Genomic DNA, 22,225 nt, shown 5'->3' on the forward strand with positions numbered 1-22,225 from the left:
CGTGATGACCACCGATGCCGACCAGATCCGTCAGGCGACCGAGGCGAACCAGGCTCTCGGCGTCGCGGGGCACTCCGACATGGTGTGGGGCCACGCATCCGTGCGGGATGTGAACGGCCGGGGAATCTGGATGAAGGCGTCGGGGTGGGCCTTCGAGGAGATCACCGATGATCGGGTCCTGCTGGTCTCCCCGGACGGCGAGGTCCTCGCCGGCGAGGGAAAGCGGCACATCGAGTACCCCATCCACACCCGTGTCATGGCCGTGCGGCCGGACGTCGGCGCGGTGGTGCACTCGCACGCGGCCAGCGCGGTGGCGTTCGCATCGCTCGACCGGCCGCTGCGGCCGGTCTCCCACGATGCCGTTTCCTTCGTCGACCCCGACGTCCCCCGGTTCACCCGGTCCGGCGCGCTCATCACGGACGCGGACATGGGGGACGCCCTGGCAGACACGCTGGGCGACTCCGCCGGTCTGCTCATCCCCGGCCACGGCCTCGTCACGGTGGGGGCCAGCCCCGGGCAGGCGGTCATGCGGGCGGTCCTGCTCAACCGGGCCTGCGCCACCCAGCTGCTCACCGAGCAGGCCGGTGGCCCCGTCCGGTGGTCCGACGACGAGGAGGTGCTGGTGAAGCGGGACACCGTCGCCCACCCGTCCCAACTGGAGATCGGCTACCAGTACCTCGTGCGCCGGGCTCGCGCCGGGTCCTTCCCCGTGACCCCGATCTGAATCACCAACCGACCGGCCACGGGGCGGAGACGTCACCGGCCGGGCCGCCCCATCCATCCGTGACCCGGCGCGCGACGCGGAGATCACTGCGCCCGACATCGAGGAGAGGACCCAGGTGGACGACGAGCGTGTGCTGATGCCCGACATCGTGGACAGCCAGTGGGGGAGCGACGTGATCGCGGAGACCATCCGGTCCACCGGCGTCCCGTACGTGGCACTCAACCCGGGGGCCAGCTACCGCGGCCTGCACGACAGCCTGGTCAACTACCTCGGGAACCGGCAACCGCAGATGCTCCTGTGCCTGCACGAGGAGCACGCCGTCGCCATCGCGCACGGGTACGCCAAGGTCACCGACCAGCCCATGGCCGCCGCCGTGCACAGCAACGTCGGCCTGATGCACGCCACCATGGCCGTCTTCAACGCCTACTGCGACCGCGTGCCCATGCTCCTCCTGGGGGCGACCGGTCCGGTGGACGCCGACAGCCGCCGTCCGTGGATCGACTGGATCCACACGTCTGCGGACCAGGCCGCGCTCGTGCGCCCATACGTGAAGTGGGACGACCAGCCGGCGTCGGTCCGTGCGTCGGCCGCCTCCCTGCTGCGGGCCAACCAGCTGACCCGAACCCATCCCACCGCGCCGGTCTACGTGTGCTTCGACGCGGCGGTCCAGGAACAGCCGTTTGACGGCCGCGTCGTCGTCGAGCCCGCGCGGTACGGCCCCATCGCGGAGTCGCTGCCCGCGCCGGAGTCCGTCGCCGCGGCGGCGGAGGTGCTGGCGGCGGCGCAGCGGCCGGTCATCCTGGCCGGCCGGGTGAGTCGGGACCAGGGGGCGTGGGACCGGCGCGTCGAGCTGGCCGAGCGGCTGGGCGCCCCCGTCCTGACTGACCTCAAGGTGGCGGCGGCCTTCCCGACCGACCACCCGCTGCACCACGGGACGCCCGGGCTCTTCCTGTCACCGGACAACAACGAACTGCTCCGGAGAGCAGACGTCGTCCTCAGCCTGGACTGGCTGGACCTGGGTGGCACGCTGCGCCAGGCCACCGGATCGGCAGACCCGCAGGCGCGAATCATCTCCGCCGGCGTCGACCACCAGCTGTTCAACGGCTGGACCAAGAACGATCACTTCCTCTCCGCCGTCGACATCTCCCTGCAGAGCCGGCCGGACGTCGCCGTGGCGGCTCTGCTCGACCGGCTGCCCGAGCGCTCACCGGCTGGCTCCGCTGCCGTCGGGGACGTCGGTGTCCCACAGCTGGCCGAGCCCACCGGTCCCACCGGCCGGCTGACCGTCGGCTTCCTGGCGCAGACCCTGCGAGAGGCGACGAGCGGTCAGCCCGTCACGCTGGTGCGCGCACCGTTCGCCTGGAATCCGGACCTGTGGCCGGTGCGCGGCCCGCTGGACTATCTCGGCACCGACGGTGGCGGGGGGATCGGCAGTGGCCCTGGTCTGGCCGTGGGCGCCGCACTGGCGCTGCAGGGTCAGGAGCGGATCGCCCTGGCCGTCCTCGGGGATGGTGACTACATGATGGGTGTCACAGCCCTGTGGACGGCGGCCCGCTACGACATACCGCTGCTGGTGGTCATCGCGAACAACAACTCATTCTTCAACGACGAACTGCACCAGGACCGCGTGGCCCGTGCGCGTGGCCGCGCGGTGGAACACGCCCACATCGGGATGCGACTGGAGGGGCCCGAACCGGATCTCGCCCAACTGGGCGTCGCGCAGGGGTTGCACGGCATCGGTCCGGTGCGGACGCCGGAGGAGCTCCGCGACGCCGTGGCGGCCGCTGTTCGGTCAGTCCTCGAGGGGCGGCCCACGGTCGTCGATGTGCGGGTCGAGCGCGGCTACTCGGGGGACACGGCGGCGGCCATCGCTGAGCGTTCGCGCTGACCGGGTCGCGGCAGCCGCCGCCCGCCGTGTCGCCGGTGCCTCCGCGACGGTCCGGGTGACCGGTCCACCCGAGCTCCTGCGTCGGTCCCGTGGGTGAGCTGCTCGCCGTCCTGGCCCTGCTGATGTTCAGCGTCAACGTCTTCCTCGTCCGCTTCTCGGCGCTGAGACTGACGCAGGACCTGGGGTTCCTGCTGGCGCTGGTGGGTAACGTCGGGTTCGCCGGTGTGCTACTGGCGGTGACGTACAGCGTCGGTCGACCCCCGCCGCCCCTCGAATGGGACGCCGTCGGCCTGTTCGCGCTGGGTGGCCTGCTGACCACCTTCCTCGGTCGCTGGTTCTTCTTCCGGTCCGTCGGCACGATCGGCCCCACTCGGGCCAGCGCGCTGCAGATCACCAACCCGCTGTTCGCCGGCCTGGCAGCCTGGCTCCTCCTGGGCGAGGCGCTGCCTCCCTCAGCGGTGCTGTGGGGCCTCACCATCTTGGGAGGGCTGTACCTCACGTCCCGCCGGTCAGGCAGCGGGGGAGGGGACCGGCGGCACGCCGAGGTCCGCTCCATTCCGCTTCCCGAGGTCGGGTTGGCACTACTGGGCGCTCTCCATTATGGGGTCGGCAACGTCGCCCGCGGCGCGGCCGTCCGGGACTGGGAGGCCCCGGTGTTCGGCACGCTCATCGGGGCCACGGCAGCGCTGATGGTCTACGCCCTGCGCAGCGCTGATCTGCGCAAGCTCCGCACCGCCCTCCGTGGCGCAGACCCCCGGGGCCGGCGCCTGTGGGTGTGGTCCGGCGTGACCACTGCCGGTGCCCAGTCCTGCGTGGTCGCTGCCTCCGTGCACCTGCCCGTCGCGATCGTTCTCGTCATCGCGGCCGCGGTCCCGGTCATCGTCCTGCCCGTCAGCGCGGTGTTCCTCCGGCGGGCCGAGGCAATCAGCCTGTCCACCCTTCTGGGGGCGCTCCTGGTCCTGGCGGGAGTCACCGGACTGATCCTCAGATGAGCCGTGGATCAGCAACGGGCGGGGCGTGCACGCGCCGGGGCGAGGCGTTCGGTCGACGACGTCCTCCCGCGGTCGGTGAGGCCGTCGGCGCGCCGTGGAGCGCCGGGGCCGTTGGCTTCCGACCACGACGGCGGGCCGACTGCTGGTGTGGCGGCTCCGACGAGGCCCTGCTGCTGACAGTGGTCCTGTCCCGACCAACTTTCGAGGCGGTCAACGACAGGGAGCCGTATACGTTGGCGCCTTTCGCCCTTAGGGCCGCTCTGGGGCTCCAGCTGTTCGTCAAGGTGCTGCAGACGGCTTTCCGCCGGCACCGTTCGCTGACCTTGACGCTGATTACCGGGCTAATGGCGGGGTCGTTGCTTGCGCTGTGGCTGGGCAAGGAGCCAGGCCTGCTCGTGCCTGACGGCGGCGCGGCCGATAATGGCCCTCGCTGTCGGCGCCGGGCTCGCGGTGCTGGACCAAGTGGACGGTCGGTGCCGACCACGGCGAGCGGTTGATAGGCGTTGCACTGCCTCTTCCTATCCGAGCTCGCCCTCCCGTTCGGAGGCGTCGATCTCGGCGAGACGGTAAGGCGACTCAACAGCGTGGCGGTGTCGATGTCCAGCACCGCGGTCCCCGATGACGTGTTGGTGCGGGTCGCGTCAGCGACCGCCGGGGACTGCCCCCGGTTCAGTTGACCGTTGCCTGTGAGGCGACGACGAAGGGCATCCGAGAAGCAAGATCAGCCAGCCGGCCAACGGGGTCCTTCAGGCATCGAGCGAACGTGCCGATAGCAGGAAACGGAAGAAACCCCACCGGCCTGATGACCGTGGGGGTTCAACTCGGTGTCCGAGGGGGGACTTGAACTCCTGTCCGGCGCTAAACATGTGAGTGGATCCTGGTGCTCTGAGCTGCGCTTATGCGCGCTCTCACAGCCGTCGACGGGCACCGAGATACCTCGAAATACCCCAGATCCGGCGGCGGCGGTATCACGGAAGTATCACTAGCCTGGTCTCGATCAGAGGGCCGACTTGGGCGGGGACCACCTCGGTCGGGGCAAGCATGCCGCTTCACGAGCCACGTGATCAGGACACGCGCCGGGGTGCTCGCTGCTGCCGCAGACGACCGCGGAGGCGGTTCGATGAGGCCTCGTCGGGGTGCGTGGCTACCGGTCGCCGGAGCCGGTGTCGTGAGTCTCGGGGAGGGCATCTTCGACCCTGACACCCAGAGCAGCCAGCAGGTGCAGGCGGGGAATCAGCACTCATCGTCCGAGCCGCAAGGCCGGCAGTTCGCCGTTCTGGATCGCGCGGGACACGGTGCGGACGTCGACGCCGATGACCGAGGCCGCCTAGGCAACAGTCACAACGGTGGCGCGACTGGCCCTGAGCTCGTCGAGGTCCACCGCACCTCCCTGCGCAACGTGGACGCGGCCGGCCACCGAGCCTCACCGCTGGGTTCAGGGACGGGGGAGGGGCCTCGGGTCCTCTAGTTGTTTGATGGCCGGCGAGGTGCCATCGGTACGGCTCCACAGCGCGGGCCACGAAGCTCGTCCAAGCGCCGAAGCCCCTTACTGGAGCAACACTGGAGAAGGGGGGTCCGCCCCCGGTCCGCAGGGGCACTCTCGTACCAAAACCTCCTGTGGGTCTCCAGTAGTTCTAGTGTTCCGGCGGCTCACTGAGAACCGTGCAGGCATCTTCAGGTCGCGCGGTATCAGTCGGTGGCGGAGAGGCGGACGTTGGCCGGCGCTGGTAAGCCTCGAGGACGGCATTGAGTGCCACGGACAGACCGGCGAGGTCGCGGTCGTAGATCCGTCCGTCATCCAGCTGCTGGGCCAGTTCACGTAGCGCCTGCGGCCAGTCCCGGTGGGCGAGCGGTGTGATCCGGCCACCGCACCATCCGCAGGCAGTTGCCGCTGCCCGTCGTGCCCGACCGTCAACCCCGGCGTCGGGCGCCGCCGAGCCAGCCTTTTTGCGCTGCGCACGTTGGGCCTGCCGGCGCCGCTGCTGCTCCTACGCCCGCCGTCAAGCCCGGTAGTCGGGGGTTCCGCTGTGTCCCATGCCGTGGAGGGTGCAGACGAGGCTCCAGTAACTCGTCACCACGAATTGCCGACCCCCGATGCAACATGTGTGTGCCACCTGATCTCGAGAACATCAGCAGACGTCTGACCCGAATTGCATGGTGCTAGCGGGGTGTCTCGGCGCGGCTGGCCTTGGCGGAGAGAGTCCTCTGGCGGACGCTTCCGCTCCCGGTTCTGTCACCGGCTGCCCTGACGGTCGGCGGGTGGTAACCCCGTGCGCCGCCGCAGGAGAGTCCGCAAGCTGCTGGAGATCGAATCTTGGTGGTCGCCCACCGGCGTACTTTGGTCTCAGCGAGTCGACCTCGACGTACTGAAAGTCGCTGTTCTATTGCCTGGAGGAGGCATGGAGGTCCGGCTGCTCAACGCCGCGCACATGAAGGCGGTGCCGCAGCGTAAGACCGACATCAAGGACGCCGAATGGATCACCCAGCTGCTGGCGCCCGGGCTGCTGCGCCCCTCGTTCGTGCCGCCGCCAGACATCTGCCCGGTTGCGGATGCCGCGCCTGATCGCGATGCCTCTACCTGCTGTCCGTCGATCTGCGTATTTTAGTGCGATGCCTGCCCGGCTGGGCAGGCCTCCGGGACGCGGTACATGGACGGTCGATGTCAACCTCGGGAAGGTCGCTCAAACTCACGTCCTCCTCCCTCTCCTGGGCGGACATCAGGGCAACACTTTCTGCGTTGTCACCGGGGCCGGGTTTCGGCGTGTACGCGCTCGAGCAGGAGCGGCGAATGCGGTGGTTCCCGGAGGAGTCGCACGGACCCGCGGATGGCGAACGATGAGGCGTGGAACCCGTCCGAGCCTTGGCCGGATGTGGTGTCGGGACCCGTGCCCATCCAGCGTGCGTCCCATCGGCCGCAGGTGACAGCAGGGGAGTGGGATGAGCCCGAGGGTGGTGTCCATCGGCACGGACACGGTGGTAGGCCGGCTGGTGCAGCGTGTTCGCGCAGCCGTCGAGTTTCAGGCAGCAGATCAGGAGAAGGTGCGCGTGGTCCTCGCCGATGCCCTTGCCGTAGCTCTCGCGGCACGGACGTCTCCGACCGGGCGCAGCCTCGCCCGGATGGTCGAGAGCGACGCTGAGGGACCGGCGACCTCGTTCCTCGACGGGAGGCGCGTGTCGGTAGCCACGGCGGTGCTGGCCAACTCGGCCCTCGTGCACGATCTCCTGCTGGACGATGCGCACGCCCCGACGATGCTCCATCCAGGGTCCGTGGTCATCCCCGTCGCCCTTGCGGTCGCCGAGGAGCGTGGGTCGTCGGGGGCGGAACTCGTGGGTGCCGTGGTCGCCGGCTACGACGCCATGATCGCGGCGGCTGCTCCTGTCGCCCGGGATGCCGTCGCACGAGGTCTGCGCAACACCCCGCTGTTCGGCGGCATCGGCGCCGCGACCGTTGCCGGTGTGCTGCTCGGTCTGGACGATGAGCGGCTCGCGGCGGCGATCCTCATCGGGGCAGGGAATGCAGGCGGCACGATGCAGGCTCTTCGGAACGGTTCACCCGAATGGCGGTTCCAGGGAGGGCTCGCGGCGCTGAGTGGGCTCGCGGCGGCTCGGCTGGCAGCGGCCCTCGAGCCCGACCTTCTTCCCTTCGTCTCATCGAGCATCGAGAGTCCCGCGGGCCTGTACCCGGCCATCGCGGGAGTTCCCGACGTTGACTGGCGGAAGGAGTTCGACGCCCTCGCAGCATCATCCCCATTCCAGGCGGTCACCCACAAGAAGTACGCCTCGTGCGGCGCCAACCAGGTGGCCATCGGTGCGCTCCGGACGATCCTCGGCCGCCGGCCTGTCGATCCGACCGCGGTTGTGTCCATCGACGCCTCCGTGACCCGTGCGGCGTACGACTTCCCGGGGTGCGCCAGCCGCGGCCCCTTCACCTCTGAGAGTGCTCTCTTGAGCCGGCCCTTCGCACTGGCGGCCACTGTCCTGGCGGAGGGCGCGCCGCTCCGGCTGGAGCAGTTGCGTGCCGCCTTGTCCGATGAGCGGCTCGTTGGACTCGTCGACCGGGTGCACTCGCACCTGCTTCCTGACCGGCACGTGCGCCACGAGCAGTCCGCCCGAGTCGTCGTCACCTTCGTTGACGGGACGGTCATGGCGGCGGACGACTCCGACGTCGACCCGGCGGAGCTCCGCCCCGACTGGACGAATGCCCAGCAGCGCCTGCGCGAGGCAGCCGAGGAGTCACTCGGGTCTTCCGCCGCGGACGGGCTCGTCCAGGCGATCGCCGCATTGCCCTCGGCTGCACCACGTTCCATCCTCGACCGGTTCGCGAGGCCGAGCACTGCGGAGGACCTGCTGTGACCGGCGTCGACGGCCGTTCCCGCTCGACGCGGGCTCTCGTCGTGACTCGCGCCGCGCGCGAGTCCTACACGCCGGACGTGCTGGAGCTCTCCGAACGCCGGCTGCCCTCCGTCGCCGACGGGGACATCCACGTGCGTGTCCTGTATCTGTCCCTCGATCCGACGAATCGCAACTGGCTCAAGCTCGATCCGGTCAACACCCTCTACGAGAAGATCGGTCGCAACCTCAGTGTCGGGGACTCGATGGTGGGTGAGCTGATCGGTCGGGTAGAGGAGTCACGGGCGACCGGCTTCGAGAGGGGTGACCTCGTAGCCGGGATCGGTGAATGGCAGGACGAGGCCGTCGTGCCCGCCGACCGCATGCGACGAGTCAAGCTCCGCGAAGGCGAGCCGCTGGCCTCACACCTCACGATCTTTTCTCACGTGGGTCTCGCAGCGATGGTCGGGATGCACGAAGTCGCGCGGATCGCCCAGGGTGAGACCGTGCTGGTCTCGGCGGCTGCCGGAGCGACAGGGCGCCTGGCAGTCGGCATCGCGAAGGCGCACGGCTGCCGCGTCATCGGCATCGCCGGCGGTCCGGAGAAGCTGGCGATCGCCACCGACGCGGGAGCCGACGCCACGATCGACTACCGGAGCAGCTCAAATCTCGCCGGCGCCATTCACGCAGCGGCCCCGGAGGGGGTGGACGCATATTTCGACAACGTCGGAGGCCAGACCCTCGACGCCGCGCTCCTCGCCATGAACCCCGGTGGGCGCATTGCGGTGTGCGGCGTGATGAGCGACTACGACGTCGGTGAGGCTCGGCACGGTGTTCGCAACATGTTCCAAGTCCTCGTCCGCCATCTCCGGGTCGAGGGATTCCTGGCGGGGCACTTCCTCGATCGGCGGGAGGAGTACTACGCCGAGCTGCGGCGCCTGCGTGACCAGGGGTGGATCGAGCACCAGGCGGAGGAGTCCGTCGGGCTGGAGTCCGCACCGCAGCAGCTGGCCCGGCTCTTCACGGGCGCGAACCGCGCGAAGTTGCTCGTCCGACTGCCTTGAGCGACAGGGGTGTTGACCTGTCTGACATAGGACATCATACTGTGAGCTGTCACACCGGCCAGCGCCTCGGGGGCCCGCAGGGACCTCGGTCGCTCCATCTCCTCGGTGATCCCGAGGTGCGGGCCAGTTCCCCTCGCGAGGTGAGTCCCGGCTCATCCGTGGACGTCATATGCAACACGGCTGGTGCCCGAGCTCTTCAGCTTCCGAGCGGGCGGCCCGGCCGCCGTGAGCATCCAGAGGAAGGCACGCGACAGTGAAGCCACTCCCGCCGACTCGATCGGGGCGCCGCACGCTCCGTCCCGCGCACCTGTTGACGACCATGGTGGTCAGCGCTCTCTTCGTCGCCGCTTGTGGTGGGGGGGAGGAGGAGGCACCCGCCGAGGCCGTGACGGTGGCGGATGTCGATCCCAGTTCACCTGAGGTCGACCAGGTGACGGTCGCCGGCTATCCGAACGCCGGGACCACGCCCCTCTTCGTCGCGCAGAGCCAGAACATCCTCGACGAGTACGGCCTCGAGGTGGAGCTCCAGCCGGCGCCCAACGCACCCGCGATGCTGGCCCAGATGGTCTCCGGTGACGTGCCTATCGGGCAGGTGAACGCGTGGTTCGCTGTGCCGGCCATCCAGCAGGGGGCCGACCTCCGGGTGATCGGAGAGGTCATCCGCGGCTCGGAGGGGCTGCAGACCGTCGAGGTGTTGCCGGACTCCGGCATCGACGGCCTCGAGGACCTCGAAGGCAAAAAGGTGGCCGTCGTAGGCCTCAACAGCGGCCACCAGGGCCGTATCGCTTCGGCCATGCTCGCGGAGGGGCTCGACCCGAGCCAGGTGGAGTTCGTCTCCCTGGGGTGGAACGAGATGCCGGCCGCCCTCGAGCAGGGGAACGTGGACGCCGTCACGGTCACCGGGCCTGCGCAGCTGCAGGTGCAGACCGAGTTCGGGAGCAGGGCCATCCTGGACATCGGCGCCGGCCAGTTCGAGGAGTTCCCCGAAGCCCAGTGGCTGGTGAGCGCCCAGTGGGCGGAGGAAAACCCGAACACGGTTGCCGCGTTCCAGTGCGCGGTCGTCCTCCGGGGGCAGGAACTGGTGACCGAGGACCAGCAGGTGTACGAGGACACGCTGCGTGAGCTCGGCTACAGCGAGGAAGCAATCCAGGCCGACGTGAAGCCGATCTTTCCCGCGGCGAACGAACCGCCGCAGATCATCCCCGACATCATGTACGAGATGGAGTGGATCACCGAGGAGTTCGACATCTCCGAGATCACCATCCCCCTTCCGGACAACTGCTGATCCTCCGATCGGGTCGGAGGCGCACCTCGGTGTCCCCGACCCGATCGCTGGACGGACCCAGCGGTGAGACGACGGACAGGAACACCGATGTCAACTTCTCCCATCTCGGCAGAAACCGAGCAGGTGTCAGCCAGCCCCTCCGGCCTGAGATCCCCGCACCCGGCCCGATCCCGGGCGCGGCGGGTGCCGGCTCAGCCAGTCGTGCTAGGGCTGCTCGGGATCCTCGTGCTCGTCGCGGTCCTGGAAGCAGTGAGCCGTGCCGGCCTGGTCAGTGAGCGGTACCTGCCCCCCTTCTCCACCGTCGTCGTCGCCACGATCGGGCTCTTCGACGACGGCAACTTCCTCACGGACCTACTGTCAACCGTCCTCACCTGGGCGATCGCCCTCAGCCTGTCGATTCTCGTCGCGGTACCGATTGGCATGCTGCTCGGGCTCTCCGACGTCACCTACCGTGCGTCCCGCACGGTGATCGAACTGGTCCGGACGATGCCCGCGGTGGCCCTGATCCCGCTGGTGATCTTGGTGGCCGGTCAGGGCCTGGGGATGAAGCTCATCATCGCCGTGTACGCCGCGATGTGGCCGATTCTCTTCAACGCTCTCTACGGGGTGCACGGAACGGACCCGGCAGCGAAGGAGATGGCGCGCAGCTTCGGTCTGGGGCCGTTTGCGATCGTCCGGCGGGTTGTCATCCCGAGTGCGGCTCCCTTAATCGCGACCGGTGTCCGGGTCTCCTCCTCGATCGTGATCATCGTGATCATCACGGTGGAGCTCATCGCGGGCGGCACCGAAGGACTCGGTGCCTTCATCATGCGGCAGCAGCTTCTCGGTGACCAGCAGGCGCTGGTGTACGCCGGGATCCTGGTGACGGGCCTGCTGGGGTTGGCGATCAACACCACGCTCGGAGCAGTCGAGCGCCGAATGTTCCGTTGGAACAGCACGGCCCGGACGTAGGAATCATCTCCATGACCTCGGACATCTCCGTCACCCCTCGACGCCGGCCAGCGGCCGTGCTGGCTCGATTGGGCGCGAGCTTCTCCTATGGCTTCGGCGCGCTCATCGCTCTCGTGTTGGCCTGGGAGGTCGTGACGACCACCTGGCCGTCGCTGTTCTTCCCACGCCCGTCGGTCATCTGGGACAACTCGATGCGGCTGTTCTTCTCTGGACCAGCCGACAGCCTCTTCCTGACCGATGCCGTCACGATCGACGTCTTCGGCTCGTTGTCGCGACTGCTGATCGGTTTCGCGCTCGGTTCCGTGGTCGGCGTCCTCGTGGGCACGGCCATTGGCCGGTCGGTGATCCTACGCCAACTAACCGACCCGACCATCGAGTTCCTCCGCTCCATCCCCGCCACCGCGACGCTTCCGCTGTTCATCATCCTGCTGGGCGGCGACAATGGGATGCGGATCGCATTCATCGCCTACGCGGTGATGTGGTTCGTCATCATCAACACCGCCAGCGGCGTGGGGTCCATCCATCCCACAGTCCTGGATATGGGAAGAGTCTTTCGAATCCCACGGTGGAAGGTGCTGGTGCGGATCATCGTGCCGGCGGCCCTGCCGGAAATCTTCGCGGGGCTGCGGATCGGCGCGACGGTCTCCCTGCTGGCGGCGGTGGTGTCCGAGCTCGTCCTCGCCAGCAACGGCATCGGACACCGTCTCATCATCGCCCAGACCCAGTTCCGCATCGCCGACCTGTGGTCGTGGATCGTCCTGCTGGCAGTTCTCGGCTTCCTTCTCAACATCACGATGGAACTGATCGAGCGCAGGCTCTTGGCGTGGGACCGGCTCGCCCGGGTCTCGAACTGACCTGACGGCACACATTCGAAGGACGATGACCATGACGACCTCCGTGAGCCCGACGATGACCGAAGCGATCCTCGAGGTCGCCGGTGTCCACCACGCGTACGGCAGCGGCGAATCCGCGTACATCGCAATCGACCACTTGTCGTTCTCGGTGAACACCGGAGAACTCGTCTCCATTGTGGGGCCCTCCGGCGCCGGCAAGACGACCCTCCTTCGCATCCTCTCCGGTCTTCTGCAGCCGACGGCCGGCACCGTCTCTCTGCTCGGTCGGGTCGTGACGGGCGTCCCCGAGGGCATGGCCATGGTTTTCCAGGACTACAGCCGGTCCTTGCTGCCCTGGCTGACGGTGAAGGACAACGTCCTCTTTCCCTTGGACCGAACCAAGGGCACCCGGGACGAGCGCCAGCGCCTGGCGGACGAGAGCCTGACGGCAGTCGGACTCGACGGGCATCAGCACAAGTACCCGTGGCAGCTGTCGGGCGGGATGCAGCAGCGTGTCGCCATCGCCCGGGCGCTGGCCTACCGCCCGCGACTCCTCCTCATGGACGAGCCATTCGCGTCGGTCGACGCGCAGACGCGCTCCGACCTCGAGGATCTGGTGCTACGCATCCGGCAGCAGTACGACATGACCATTCTATTCGTCACGCATGACATCGACGAGAGCGTCTACCTGGCCGACCGCGTGCTGGTGCTCTCCCGGCCTCCCGCCACGCTGGTCGAGGTTGTCCCCGTCCACCTGCCCGATCCCAGGGACCAGATCATCACCAAGGAGGACCAAAGCTTCGTCCATATCCGTGGACACGTCGCGCGGCTGGTCCGGAGCGGCGGGTCGGTCGCCTAGTCCGAGCAGCACTGCGCGGCAAGTCGTCGACAGGTGCTCCCGGGCGGCTGCCCCCACGCGCCACCTCCCTTGCCGTGAGTCCTTTCCGTCACCGCAGCGTACGGGGCCGGCCCGGATGGTCTCCCCAATCCAACAACCTAGAGTCCGGACAGAAAGGTCCTCATCGTGTCCATGTCCACGGCCGTACCCCATGTCGATCCGGAGGCCGCCACGCTCGACGAGCTGGGTGAAGCCCGGGAACGCAGCTGGGTGGCGACGAGCGACCGGGGGGTGGAGATCCTCCGCTACGCAGAGGGGTTCGAGGCACTTCGGCACCCCAAGTTGGAGAAGGGGCACGCATGGCCGCGTCGCCTCGACATCATGGGGATCACCGACGGGCCGGTGCGCGAGCAGTGGGAGCGCATGCTCATCTGCGTCGAGGGGCCGGGGCGAACTCATCTCCGCGTCCCCTTGTCGAGGCTGTTGCGTCCCAGGCAGGTCGAGGCGCTGCGCGGCGTGGCCCGCCGGATCGCCCACGACGTTCTGGACGAGATCGACGACCCGTCCGACGTGGATTTCATGCAGCAGATCTGCTGGAAGCTCCCACCCCGGATGTACTGCCACCTCGTCAGTGCGCCGGTCGAGTTCGCACAGCATGCCGCCCGGTTGTCGGATAGCTGCGCCGCTCCGGTGCTCACTGCGGATCTGTCCCGCCGACAGGAGCACATCGATGGTATGGCGGAAGCCTTCGATTTCGTCGGAAAGCACGTGGCGAGCCGTCGTGGCCACGTCGGTGACGACTTCACCTCGTTGATGATCCAGCAGCAGGAGGCCGGTCTCCTCACTGAGCAGGAGCTCGTCGACGAAGGCGTGTCGCTGATGATCGCTAGCATCGACAACACGGTCAACCAGGCCGGGTTGATGTTCGGCGAACTGCTCGACCGCCCTGCCGTATGGCAACGCGTCGCCGCCGACCCTTCCCTCGTACCGGCCGCGGTGGAGGAGACCATCCGCTTCCGCCCGCGCTTCGGGACGATCTTCCGGCTGGCGGTCGAGGACATCGAGTTGTTCGATCGGCACGTCCCCGCCGGGACGTGGGTGTACGTATCCGTCCGTACCGCGCAGCGCGACCCTCGCGTGTGGACCGACCCCGATGTCTTCGACATCGACCGCGGGCGGGTGGCGCCGCTCATGTTCGGCAATGGCATCTACAACTGCCTCGGTCAGCACCTGGTTCGCATCGAACTGCAGGAGCTCGTCGGCGTGCTGGCCGAGCGCTATCCGCAGATGCGGCTCACCCGGCCGTGGACCCGGTGGGACACCAACGCGGTCACCGAGGTCCGCGACGTCCGTGTCTCGCTGACCGGCCAGTGAGGAGCGGGGCGATGACTGAACCGGACGGTGCCACCCGCCGGGTCGCGCTGGTCACCGGCGCGGGGCGAGGAATCGGCCGCGCCACGGCCGAACGGCTCGCGCACGACGGGCTGACCGTCGTCGTCGCGGACCGGTCCGAGGAGCTCGCCCGGGAAGCGGCCGAGGGGATCACGGTCAGCGGTGGGAAGGCGCAGTCAGCCGTTCTCGACGTCACCGACAGGGCGGCGGTCTTCGAGGCGGTCGCGGAGATCGTGGAAAGTCACGGTCGGATCGACGTGGTGGTGAACAACGCCATGTGGGTGCTGTACAAGCCGTTGACCGAATTCTCCGAGGAGGAGATCGACGGGCTGCTCGCCGTCGGTCTCAAGGCATCGTTCTGGACCATGCAGGCCGCCGTCCCGCCGATGACCGGGCAGGGCGGGGGAGCGATCGTGAACCTTTCATCCCCGGCTGCCACGCGCGGAGTGGCGGGAAGCGCGGTGTACTCAGCTGTCAAGGGGGCCGTGGCGAGCCTCACGCGCCAGGCGTCGCAGGAGCTAGGCCCGGTCGGGATCCGTGTCAACGCGGTGGTCCCCGGTGCTGTGCCGACCCAGGGCGCCCGAGCCGTCGTCGACGACGCCGGCTACGAGATTCGCCGGAAGATGTCGCCGCTGGGCCGCCTCGGGACGCCGGAGGACGTCGCAGCCGCAATCGCGTGGCTGGCCTCGGAGGACGCTCGTTTCGTCACCGGGCACCTGCTCGCCGTAGACGGCGGAATTCTCTCCCTCTGATTCCCGACGCAGTTGCGTCGTCTTCCGGCGGCGCGCCAGAACCTCGAAAGCGAGGAACGCTATCCATGACTTCGATTCGCGTCGCGACCGGTGACGGCATGTCCGCTGAACGGCTCTCGCACCTCGAATCCGTCGTGCAGGCCGATGTCGACGCCGGCCTGTACTACGGGGCATCCATCAAGATCGCGCGGCACGGAGAGCTGGCGCTCGACCTCGCCCTCGGCCATGCCGATGCGGCGGCGACGAGGCCCATTCGGCCCGACAGCGTCTTCAGCATCTTCTCGTTGACCAAGACCTTCGTGAACATCCTGACGCTGCGAGCGATTGAGCGGGGGCAGTTCGCGCTGACAACTCGAATGGTCGAGCTGGTCCCCGAGTTCTCCGGGCAGCCCCGGGAGCGCGCGACCATCTTCCACTTCCTGACCCACACCAATGGCCTGCCCGGTCTCTGGGAGATCCAGCCCGGCATGCACCTCGACCGGCTCGACGACGTCGTGGCCGCCGCATGCGAACGGGTCCATGGGACGGTGGAGCCGGGGGCGCGCTGCGACTACTCCCCGATGGTCAACCACGCTCTGCTCGGAGAGGCCTTGCGGCGGACCGACCCACAGGGGCGGAGTATCACCGATATCCTCCAGCAGGACCTTTTCGACCCCTTGGGCATGGTGGACACCGCTCTCGGGATCAAGGCGCACATGAGGGACCGACACGTGGTCCCCGACATGCGCGGCCTCATCCCGGTGAAGGTGCTGTCCGGCACGACGCCTGGCGCCTACGGGCTCTTCGAGGCGGAGTCGAACGAGGCAACCTGGGTCGGTGCGGCCTCGACGACCGGTGACGTGCTGCGGATCGCCGAGATGCTGCGCAACCTCGGCGGCCTGGAGGGTGCGCGGATCCTGTCACCGCGCAGCGTGAAGATCGCGCGACGCAACTGGACGGGCGACCTGCCCAACGAGCTGTACCGGGCGGTGGCGCTGCGTGCCGGCTACGCACCGCCACCTGCCTACCTCGGCCTCGGCTTCAACGTCCGGGGCGAGCGCATCGTCCGGCACCAACTTGGCACGCTGACCTCTCCGGAGACCTTCGGGAACTACGGTGCTGGGAGCGCGGTGTACTGGGTCGAGCCCGAACTCGACCTTACGTTCGTCGGCCTCACGGCCGGAGTGCTGAGCCAGGCCGCCAATATCGACCGGTTCCAGCGGCTGGCCGACATCGCCGTCTCCGCGGCGTTGTGAACGTCGCAGTGACACCATCCGTCTTGCGCCTTCCGGCACTGTTCACTGCGCAGAAAGGCGGTTCGGAGGGGGCGGAGGCGGGCTCATGAGCGACCGACCGGTCGTGCATCATTCCGGTGCTACGGCGGGGCCGTACAGTCATCCCGTGTCGGGGATGCAGGTCCAACGTCATGCGCCGATTCGTGAGCAGGTTGCGGCGATCCTGCGGCAGGCCATCGTGGAGATGCGCCTGCCTCCCGGAAAGGTCCTCATCGAGCGCGAGCTCTGCGAACTGACTTCGGCCAGCCGGCCGTCGGTCCGGGAGGCACTGCGCCAGCTCGAGGCGGAGGGCCTCGTGGATTCGGTCAACGGCCGAGGGACGATCGTCAGTGCGATCACACCTAGCGTGGCTCGGCAGGTCTACGACGTCCGCGCCAACCTCGAGGGCTTGGCCGCCCGGCTGTTCGCCGTGCATGCCGACGAGGCGCAGCGCGCGGCTCTGTTGGAGACGATGGCCCGGCTGTCCGCGAGCGTTGGCCGCGGGGACGACGCCGCGACGGTGATGGCGGTTAAGAACGACCTGTACGCGGTGCTCTTCGCCGGGGCCGGTAACCAGGTGCTGCACCAGCTGGTACAGACGCTCCACCGGCGGGTCACGCAGCTACGTGCGCTGACCCTGGCGCAGCCGGGACGCCCGGCGCAGAGCGAGTCCGAGATCCGGGCCATCGTCGACGCCATCGCGGATCACGATCCCGAAGGGGCGGAGGAAGCGGCGAGCCGTCACGTTCGGACCGCAGCCGCGGTGGTGCTCGACGGGATGGTCCTGGACGAGGCCAACGGCGTCGCGTAGCCGCATGGTCGGCACGGTCGCCCGCCCGGGCCTCGGGGCGCGGGCGGGCTGCCCCATCGGTCCGACGAGCTGATCGTCGTCAGCGAGAAGCGCTCGCCATGGCGACACGCCACCCGGGATCCTCGCGACGTTGTGGTGCCCTTCCCCAGCCAAGCCAGGGGGCCGCCCGGGGGGTGCAGACGGAGGCCGCTGGCGCTCGCTGACGCGAGATGCTGCATCGCGCCGGTGCAGTATCTGCTCGGTCACCAGGCCCCGGGGGAGGCGGTTGAAGTCGGACGCTCTCGGGACCCGTCGACGCGGGCGTCCCCGAGCAGCTGCCAGCCCTGGTCTTCCGGGGTCAGGTCTCCGACGAGCTCACCGGGGAGCTGCCGACCTTTGGCGGTGTTCGAGGGGTGTCGGCTGGTCGACCTTGTCAGGGTCGACCAGACCCGTCCGGTGGTGAGCTTCCTGCGGGTCCTGGTGGTCGGATTGCTCTTCGGACCGGTGATGGACGACGAAGTGGGACCTGGTCAGCCGGGTGCGCCAGGAGCACGTGCGCGGGGCGGAACTGCGAGGGGCCATGAGCAGAGGCTTCCGGCCAGGCGCCCGGGTGGCCACCGCGGCCCCGCTGATCAGGGTCGGCTCGCCCTCCCCTTCAGCGTCGGGCTCGATGCCTTCTCCGTGCGGGTGACGGTCGTCCGCCGCCGGTGATGGCACTGCTCGGAGGGGCGCGCTTGGTGGCCGCCGCGCTGGCTGGACCGGATGCTGTCCGACCTCGACATCGAAGGCTCGCCCCTCGAGCGGGCCGTTCCCGCCGCCGGCGTGCCCGCAGCGGTCAGCTCCCCGGCGCGGGGCCGAGGTTACCGGGCCGAGCCGATCCCGTTCCTAAGGTCCGTGGCGTGGCCGCAGCGGTTCTTCATCGAGGCTGACCTCGACCGGCGCCATGCGGGTCCATGGTGCGTACTGGGCACCGAACAGCCCGGTCCCCTCCACTGACAGTGCGACGTCCTCGAAGCGCCATGCGAGGCCGACCACGAGGTCGAGGTCGGTCGTCGCGTCGAGCAGCCGGGCGACCGTAAGCCGGTGTCCGCCGGAGTCGTCACAGGTGAGCAGGCCCTCAGTCGCGGTCAGCAGCACGGCGGGACGCAGGAGGTCAAGGTGCATCTCACCTTCGTGGGCGGTCAGCAGAGCCTGTCCGCCGGCCTGCGCCACCAGCTCGTGCTTGCTGCGGCACACCCGCTCGAGCGGGAACACCAGCCTGCGGTGCACCTCGTCGAAGGCCACCCCTTGCAGGCGCATCGACGCGTCCGGCACCGCCAGGAAGTAGTCCAGGAAGGAAGCCCGCAGGCCCCAGGCCAGCACGCCGCTCACCGACTCTCTCCCGGGCGCCGCCTCGTCGTGTCCAGGGGAACCACCGTGGGTGTCGCTCTCAGCCTAGACTGACGGGAAGTCCAGTGGTCTCGCTGACCGCGTTGGTTCGGCGCCGGCCCCACGCGCCGGTCAACTGGATGTCCGGGTAGGCGTCCGCCACGGCCAGGACGGTTTCTTCGATCTCCGCACGCGCGAGGTTCTGGCCGAGACAGTTGTACGGCCCGGCACCGAACATGGGGGGGCGCTTCGCGTCGCGATCGAGGCGGTAGGAGTCCGGGTCCGGGAAGACCTCGGGATCGCGCTGCGCGGCCCGAGTGGAGACGAACACCCACGACCCGGCCTCCACCTCCAGGTCCCGGATCGTCACGGGGACCGGCGCGTACCGGAACACCGTGCAGAACCTTGGATAAAGCCGGATGACCTCCTCGACCACTGGCTTGGCGAGGGCCCGATCGTGGAGGAACGCTTCCCACCGCGAGCGGTCCTCGAGGAGCGCGCCAAAGGTGTTCCCCATTTGGTGCGCAGTGTTGTCGACGCTCGCTTGGAGGATGCTGAGCGTCTCCGCGAACAATTCGTCCTCGGTGAGGAGCCCCTTCTCTTGCTGCCGGATCAGCACCGACATGAAGTCCTCGCCCGGATCGGTCCGGCGCTTGTGGAGATAGGTCCGGGCGAGCTCTACCGCTTCGAGGACGGTCTCCATGGCCTCCTGCCGCCGCGATCGGTCGACGGTGAGCACGGCGCCGAGCGTCGAGTCGCCGATACGGATGACGTCCCGGGCGAGCTCCTGTGGCATCCCAAACAGGGCGCAGTACGTGCGAGCGGGGACGAGCCAGCACAACTGCTGCATGAGGTCCACCTCGTCGGCGGCCTCGATCTCAGCGACGGTCTGGCGCGCGATCCGCCGCACTTCCTCACGCTGCTTCTTGACCTGAGCGGGCCGAAACAGTCCGGCGATCGGTGCCCGGAGCCGCTTGCGGTACTCGCCCTCCGAATTCGGCATGGTGAGGTCGTAGTACCGGCGGGCCTCGCCGTCGATCCCCATGGCGTCGAGGCGGTACTGGAAGGTAGGCCCTTTCCGGAGATCCGGATGCTCGAGCACCTCGAAGCCCTCGTCGTAGGTGAGCACCTCGTAGCCGCGGTCGCTGCGCGCCACCCAGTGCTGGCGTCGCAGCGCGTGCAGTTCCGCGGTATCGGTCAGGTCACCAGTCACGACGGGCAAATCGATCGCCACGGGTTCCTCCTCAGAATGGGCGCGAGCGGGCGGAGTGATCAGATCTCGAGGTCGAGGCGGGGGGTTCGAGCGCGGGAGACGCAGATCATCATGGTGTCGTTCTGCTCCTGCTCCTCGGGGCTGAGGATTGAGTCTCGGTGATCGGCCATGCCGTCGACGATCGCCACCTCGCAGGTGCCGCAGGTGCCTTCCCGGCAGGAGTAGGGATGGGGGATGCCAGCCTGCTCGACGACGTCGAGGATCGACTTCTCCTCGGGAACCTGAAGCGTGAGGCCGGCCTCAGTGAGGTGAACCTCGAAGCTGCCGGATCGCGCCTCGCCAACGTCGCCTCGGGGCGAAAACCGCTCGAAGTGCAGCGTTGACGGTGGCCATCCGGCGTCCTGCTCCTCGACGGCACGGAGAAGCGACTCTGGGCCGCACGCATACACGGCGACGTCGGGTCGCGGGGGCCCGATCAGCTCGGTCAGGACCGGGCGACCCGCGGTGCCGGTCTCGATGACGGTCACGCGCTCCGGCCCGTAGTGCTCCAGCTCGTCGAGGAAGGCCATCGTCTCGCGGCTCCGGCCGAGGTAGGCCAGCGACCAGTCGGCACGTCGCTCGGCGAGCTGCGCGACCATCGGCAGCAGCGGGGTGATACCGATGCCTCCGGCCACCAGCCGGTAGGCCGATGCCCCCACAAGCGGGAAGTTGTTGCGGGGACCTCGGACCTCTATGCGGTTCCCGACTGCCAGCTCGGTGTGTACGAACGCCGAGCCTCCGCGTCCCTCGGACTCGCGCAGCACCGCCACCCGGTAGGTGTCGGCGGCTGCCCGATCGCCACAAAGGGAGTACTGGCGGACCAGCCCGTTCGGCAGCACCGCATCGATGTGCGCACCGGGGTCCCAGCTGGGAAGGGTCCCTCCATCCGTGGCGGCCAGCGTCACCGACATGACGGTGGACGAGGCCGCCTCGAGGGCGGTCACGGTCATCTCCATGCTGTCCTGTCCAGTCTCTGTCAGGGGCCTGCTGGGAGAGGTCGTCGTCATCGCGTCATCACAGGGGGAAGGTCACGTACTTGGTCTGGAGGTACTCGGTCAGCCCCTCGTGCCCGCCCTCTCGTCCGATCCCGGACTGCTTGACTCCGCCGAACGGAGCCGCAGGGTCGCTGACCACGCCGCGGTTGAGTCCGACCATGCCGACCTCCAGCGCCTCGGCCAGCCGCAATCCGCGGGACAGGTCAGCGGTGTAGACGTAGGCCACCAGTCCGAAGGGCGTTCCGTTCGCCATCTTCACCACCTCCTCGTCGCCGCGGAACCGCACGACGGGCGCCACGGGTCCGAAGATCTCCTCCCGGGTGGCGGCCGATCCCTCGGGGACGTCGAGCAGAACCGTCGGCGGGTAGAACCAGCCCGGGCCGCCCGGGCGCTTGCCGCCGATGACCGCGCTCGCCCCGGCGGCAACGGTCTCCCTCACGATGCGATCGACCTTTGCGACGGTGGCCTCGTCGACGAGCGGCCCGAGCCCGACGCCGGGATCGTCGCCCCGGCCGACCGTCACCGACGCCATCCGCTCGGCCAGCCGAGCCGCAAAGGCCCCGGCCAGGGGCTCCTCGACGTAGAACCGGTTGGCGGCGGTGCATGCCTCTCCGCCGTTGCGCAGTTTGGCGGCCATCGCGCCCTCGACGGCGGCGTCCAGGTCGGCGTCGGCGCAGACGATGAATGGTGCGTTGCCTCCGAGTTCCATCGAGCTGACCAACACCTGCTCGGCGGCCTGCCCGAGCAGCACCTTGCCGACCTCGGTCGAGCCGGTGAAGCTCACCTTGCGGATCCGGGGGTCGGCCATCACGCTCCGGACCACTTCGGCGGGCGTGGAGGTGGGGATCACGTTCACGGCGCCGTCCGGGACGCCGGCCTCGGCGAGGAGCTCGGCCAGCAGGAGCGCGGTCAGCGGGGTCGCCTCGGCCGGTTTGAGGATCACCGTGCAGCCGGCAGCCAGGGCGGGCCCGATCTTGCGAGTGATCATCGCTGCTGGGAAGTTCCAGGGCGTGATGGCCAGGCAGACGCCCACCGGCTGGCGGACGACGACGGTGCGCGTGCCGCCGGCGGGAGCGATCCGGTAGTCGCCGTCGATGCGGACGGCCTCCTCGCCGAACCAGCGGAGGAACTCCGCCGCGTATCCCACCTCGGCCCGCGCGTCCGCGAGGGTCTTGCCGTTCTCCCGGGTGATCAGGAGAGCGATCTCCTCGGTCCGTGCGGTCATGAGGTCGAACGCCCGTCGCAGCATCTCCGCGCGCTCGCGCGGCGGCGTGGTCGCGAAGCCGGGCAGTGCCGCGGCGGCGGCCTCCACGGCAGCGCCGGCATCGTCCGCGGTGGCATCGGCCACGACGGCCAGCACGGTTCCGTCGGCGGGGTCCATCACAGGGAAGGTGAGGCCACCCGTGGCGGGCAGCCAGTGGCCGCCCGCGAAGACGCCGGTCGGCAGGGTCCGGTTGATCCCGGCCACCCGGGTACGTGATGCGGGGGCGGGGAGCAGGGGAGCGGGGAACACGCGACC

18 protein-coding genes and 1 pseudogene are annotated in these 22,225 nt (G+C 68.9%); 15 read left to right on the plus strand and 4 right to left on the minus strand.

The window, feature by feature from the left end; translation table 11 throughout:
- The first annotated feature begins 4 nt into the window (after positions 1–4).
- The 15 genes and pseudogenes from ACI79U_RS00545 to ACI79U_RS00615 all read left to right on the plus strand — a co-directional run bounded on the left by ACI79U_RS00545 (position 5) and on the right by ACI79U_RS00615 (position 17,112).
- Positions 5–724 (plus strand): class II aldolase/adducin family protein, encoded by a 720-nt coding sequence (locus ACI79U_RS00545; RefSeq protein WP_457065230.1) that lies wholly within the window; start codon positions 5–7, stop codon positions 722–724.
- Positions 725–839: 115 nt separating this feature from the next.
- A complete protein-coding gene (locus ACI79U_RS00550) occupies positions 840–2,612 on the plus strand; it encodes a thiamine pyrophosphate-binding protein (RefSeq protein WP_457065228.1) in 1,773 nt (590 codons plus the stop codon).
- 89 nt (positions 2,613–2,701) lie between these two features.
- Positions 2,702–3,604: an EamA family transporter gene (locus ACI79U_RS00555; RefSeq protein WP_457065226.1), complete on the plus strand. Its 903-nt coding sequence runs from the start codon at positions 2,702–2,704 to the stop codon at positions 3,602–3,604.
- On the plus strand, positions 3,601–4,101 hold the full coding sequence (locus ACI79U_RS00560; protein ID WP_457065224.1) for an undecaprenyl phosphate translocase family protein: 501 nt from the start codon (positions 3,601–3,603) through the stop codon (positions 4,099–4,101). Before ACI79U_RS00555 ends, ACI79U_RS00560 begins: the two co-directional genes overlap by 4 nt.
- A 1,920-nt stretch (positions 4,102–6,021) precedes the next feature.
- A pseudogene (locus ACI79U_RS00565) lies at positions 6,022–6,141 on the plus strand (IS110 family transposase); the annotation flags it as partial.
- A 415-nt stretch (positions 6,142–6,556) separates the two neighbouring features.
- Positions 6,557–7,957: an MmgE/PrpD family protein gene (locus ACI79U_RS00570; RefSeq protein ID WP_457065222.1), complete on the plus strand. Its 1,401-nt coding sequence runs from the start codon at positions 6,557–6,559 to the stop codon at positions 7,955–7,957.
- Positions 7,954–8,997, plus strand: a complete 1,044-nt coding sequence (locus ACI79U_RS00575) for a zinc-binding dehydrogenase (RefSeq protein WP_457065220.1) — start codon at positions 7,954–7,956, stop codon at positions 8,995–8,997. The genes ACI79U_RS00570 and ACI79U_RS00575 overlap by 4 nt, the downstream gene beginning before the upstream one ends.
- A 319-nt stretch (positions 8,998–9,316) precedes the next feature.
- Entirely contained in the window at positions 9,317–10,282 is a 966-nt protein-coding gene (locus ACI79U_RS00580; protein WP_457072775.1) for an ABC transporter substrate-binding protein, read from the plus strand.
- A gap of 225 nt (positions 10,283–10,507) precedes the next feature.
- On the plus strand, positions 10,508–11,233 hold the full coding sequence (locus tag ACI79U_RS00585) for an ABC transporter permease (RefSeq protein WP_457065216.1): 726 nt from the start codon (positions 10,508–10,510) through the stop codon (positions 11,231–11,233).
- An 11-nt stretch (positions 11,234–11,244) separates the two neighbouring features.
- Positions 11,245–12,087: an ABC transporter permease gene (locus tag ACI79U_RS00590; RefSeq protein ID WP_457065214.1), complete on the plus strand. Its 843-nt coding sequence runs from the start codon at positions 11,245–11,247 to the stop codon at positions 12,085–12,087.
- Positions 12,088–12,118: 31 nt separating this feature from the next.
- Positions 12,119–12,925, plus strand: a complete 807-nt coding sequence (locus ACI79U_RS00595; RefSeq protein ID WP_457065212.1) for an ABC transporter ATP-binding protein — start codon at positions 12,119–12,121, stop codon at positions 12,923–12,925.
- Positions 12,926–13,096: 171 nt separating this feature from the next.
- Positions 13,097–14,278, plus strand: coding sequence for a cytochrome P450 (locus ACI79U_RS00600; protein WP_457065440.1), 1,182 nt, complete (start codon positions 13,097–13,099; stop codon positions 14,276–14,278).
- A gap of 11 nt (positions 14,279–14,289) precedes the next feature.
- Complete coding sequence (locus tag ACI79U_RS00605; protein WP_457065210.1) at positions 14,290–15,048, plus strand: SDR family NAD(P)-dependent oxidoreductase; 759 nt, start codon at positions 14,290–14,292, stop codon at positions 15,046–15,048.
- Between the two features lie 65 nt (positions 15,049–15,113).
- Positions 15,114–16,283 (plus strand): serine hydrolase domain-containing protein, encoded by a 1,170-nt coding sequence (locus ACI79U_RS00610; protein WP_457065208.1) that lies wholly within the window; start codon positions 15,114–15,116, stop codon positions 16,281–16,283.
- A gap of 154 nt (positions 16,284–16,437) precedes the next feature.
- Positions 16,438–17,112, plus strand: coding sequence for a GntR family transcriptional regulator (locus tag ACI79U_RS00615; RefSeq protein WP_457065438.1), 675 nt, complete (start codon positions 16,438–16,440; stop codon positions 17,110–17,112).
- Positions 17,113–17,976: 864 nt separating this feature from the next.
- On the opposite strand, the gene ACI79U_RS00620 is transcribed toward ACI79U_RS00615, so the two are convergent.
- From ACI79U_RS00620 to ACI79U_RS00635, 4 genes are all read right to left on the minus strand, one after another.
- On the minus strand, positions 17,977–18,462 hold the full coding sequence (locus ACI79U_RS00620) for an HtaA domain-containing protein (RefSeq protein ID WP_457065206.1): 486 nt from the start codon (positions 18,460–18,462) through the stop codon (positions 17,977–17,979).
- 58 nt (positions 18,463–18,520) lie between these two features.
- Positions 18,521–19,693, minus strand: coding sequence for a cytochrome P450 (locus tag ACI79U_RS00625; RefSeq protein WP_457065204.1), 1,173 nt, complete (start codon positions 19,691–19,693; stop codon positions 18,521–18,523).
- Between the two features lie 38 nt (positions 19,694–19,731).
- Positions 19,732–20,661 (minus strand): PDR/VanB family oxidoreductase, encoded by a 930-nt coding sequence (locus ACI79U_RS00630; RefSeq protein ID WP_457065435.1) that lies wholly within the window; start codon positions 20,659–20,661, stop codon positions 19,732–19,734.
- Positions 20,662–20,725: 64 nt separating this feature from the next.
- Positions 20,726–22,219: an NAD-dependent succinate-semialdehyde dehydrogenase gene (locus ACI79U_RS00635; protein WP_457065202.1), complete on the minus strand. Its 1,494-nt coding sequence runs from the start codon at positions 22,217–22,219 to the stop codon at positions 20,726–20,728.
- Positions 22,220–22,225: the final 6 nt, after the last annotated feature.

The organism is Modestobacter sp. SYSU DS0904 (assembly GCF_054051115.1).